Origin of the sequence: Novosphingobium meiothermophilum, from assembly GCF_003171715.1 — a bacterium.
Classification (GTDB): Bacteria; Pseudomonadota; Alphaproteobacteria; order Sphingomonadales; family Sphingomonadaceae; genus Novosphingobium; species Novosphingobium meiothermophilum.
Genome location: NZ_QGHL01000008.1, coordinates 430,001 through 432,500 on the forward strand (window position 1 = coordinate 430,001; position 2,500 = coordinate 432,500).

Below are 2,500 nucleotides of genomic sequence, written 5' to 3' on the forward strand. Positions count from 1 at the left end.
ATTGGTTTGCCGCTCTGGCGCGCGAGCGATCGTGTGCTGGTGGGGTGGATTGATGTGTCACTTACAGATGTAAATCTGGCTGAGATTATCGTCCGCACCGTAAAGGCGACGCAGATTTTATGCAGGTCTGTCGTTGATGGTGCGGATTCTCAAGCGTGAGGTAAGAGCATTTGGTGGATGCCTTGGCATGTACAGGCGATGAAGGACGTGGCACGCTGCGATAAGCGTCGGGGAGTTGTGAGCAAGCTTTGATCCGGCGATTTCCGAATGGGGAAACCCACCTTCACCATTTCTCTCGTATGGCGAGCGATCGCGATGTGAGTGAGGTGGATAAGGTATCCCAGATTGAATACATAGATCTGGTGAAGCGAACCCGGGGAACTGAAACATCTCAGTACCTGGAGGAAAAGACATCAACCGAGATTCCGTTAGTAGTGGCGAGCGAACGCGGACCAGGCCAGTGCTCATTCTTCAACTAGCAGAACACTTTGGAAAGAGTGGCCATAGCGGGTGACAGCCCCGTATGCGAAAGTGATGGGATGAGACTTGAGTAGGGCGGGACACGTGAAATCCTGTCTGAACATGGGGGGACCACCCTCCAAGCCTAAATACTCGTACATGACCGATAGCGAACACAGTACCGTGAGGGAAAGGTGAAAAGCACCCCGATGAGGGGAGTGAAACAGTACCTGAAACCGAATGCTTACAAGCAGTTGGAGCCTCCTTGTGGGGTGACAGCGTACCTCTTGCATAATGGGTCAGTGACTTAGTTTATCGAGCAAGCTTAAGCCGATAGGTGTAGGCGCAGCGAAAGCGAGTCTGAACAGGGCGACTGAGTTCGATGAATTAGACCCGAAACCCGGTGATCTAGGCATGACCAGGCTGAAGGTGCGGTAACACGCACTGGAGGGCCGAACCGTTGAATGTTGAAAAATTCTCGGATGAGTTGTGTTTAGGGGTGAAAGGCCAATCAAACCGGGAAATAGCTGGTTCTCCGCGAAATCTATTGAGGTAGAGCGTCGAATGTATGCCGCTGGGGGTAGAGCACTGGATGGATGCGGGGGTCGCGAGATCTACCAATTCTAACCAAACTCCGAATACCAGCGAGACTTGTTCGGCAGACAGACGGCGGGTGCTAAGGTCCGTCGTCAAAAGGGAAACAGCCCTAACCTACAGCTAAGGTCCCCAAGTCATCACTAAGTGGGAAAGCATGTGGGAATCCCAAAACAACCAGGAGGTTGGCTTAGAAGCAGCCATCCTTTAAAGAAAGCGTAACAGCTCACTGGTCTAAACAAGGGTTCCTGCGGCGAAGATGTAACGGGGCTAAAGTGATGCACCGAAGCTTAGGGTTCAGTCTTTGACTGAGCGGTAGCGGAGCGTTCCGTAGGCCTGAGAAGCGATCTGGTAATGGGTCGTGGAGGTATCGGAAGTGCGAATGCTGACATGAGTAGCGACAAAGAGGGTGAGATGCCCTCTCGCCGAAAGACCAAGGGTTCCTGCTTAAAGCTAATCTGAGCAGGGTGAGCCGGCCCCTAAGACGAGCCCGAAGGGGGTAGTCGATGGGAACCACGTTAATATTCGTGGGCCTGGTGGTGTGTGACGGATCACGTGTGTTGTCACTTCTTAATGGATTGGAGTGGCTTCGAAGTGGTTCCAGGAAATAGCCCCACCGTATAGACCGTACCCGAAACCGACACAGGTGGTCAGGTAGAGTATACCAAGGCGCTTGAGAGAAGTATCCTGAAGGAACTCGGCAAATTGCCTCCGTACCTTCGGAAGAAGGAGGCCCAACTTGTGCGCAAGCACTTGTTGGGGGCACAGGCCAGGGGGTAGCGACTGTTTAGCAAAAACACAGCACTCTGCTAAGTCGGCTTCAAGACGACGTATAGGGTGTGACGCCTGCCCGGTGCTCGAAGGTTAAGAGGAGGAGTGCAAGCTCCGAATTGAAGCCCGAGTAAACGGCGGCCGTAACTATAACGGTCCTAAGGTAGCGAAATTCCTTGTCGGGTAAGTTCCGACCTGCACGAATGGCGTAACGACTTCCCCACTGTCTCCAGGATATGCTCAGCGAAATTGAATTCTCCGTGAAGATGCGGAGTACCCGCGGTTAGACGGAAAGACCCCGTGCACCTTTACTGCAGCTTCAGAGTGGCATTAGGAAAGAATTGTGTAGCATAGGTGGGAGGCTTTGAAGCACTGGCGCCAGCTGGTGTGGAGCCATAGGTGAAATACCACCCTGTTGTTTTCTGATGTCTAACCCAGGACCGTTAGCCGGTTCGGGGACCCTCTGTGGCGGGTAGTTTGACTGGGGCGGTCGCCTCCTAAAGAGTAACGGAGGCGCGCGATGGTAGGCTCAGGACGGTTGGAAACCGTCTGTTAGAGTGCAATGGCATAAGCCTGCCTGACTGCGAGACTGACGAGTCGAGCAGAGACGAAAGTCGGTCATAGTGATCCGGTGGTCCCTCGTGGAAGGGCCATCGCTCAACGGATAAAAGGTACG

General features: G+C 53.4%; 1 rRNA gene (only partly in view). It reads left to right on the top strand.

The window, feature by feature from the left end:
• Nucleotides 1-150 precede the first annotated feature (150 nt).
• Nucleotides 151-2,500, top strand: a 23S ribosomal RNA gene (locus tag DKM43_RS10605); it runs 441 nt beyond the window's last position.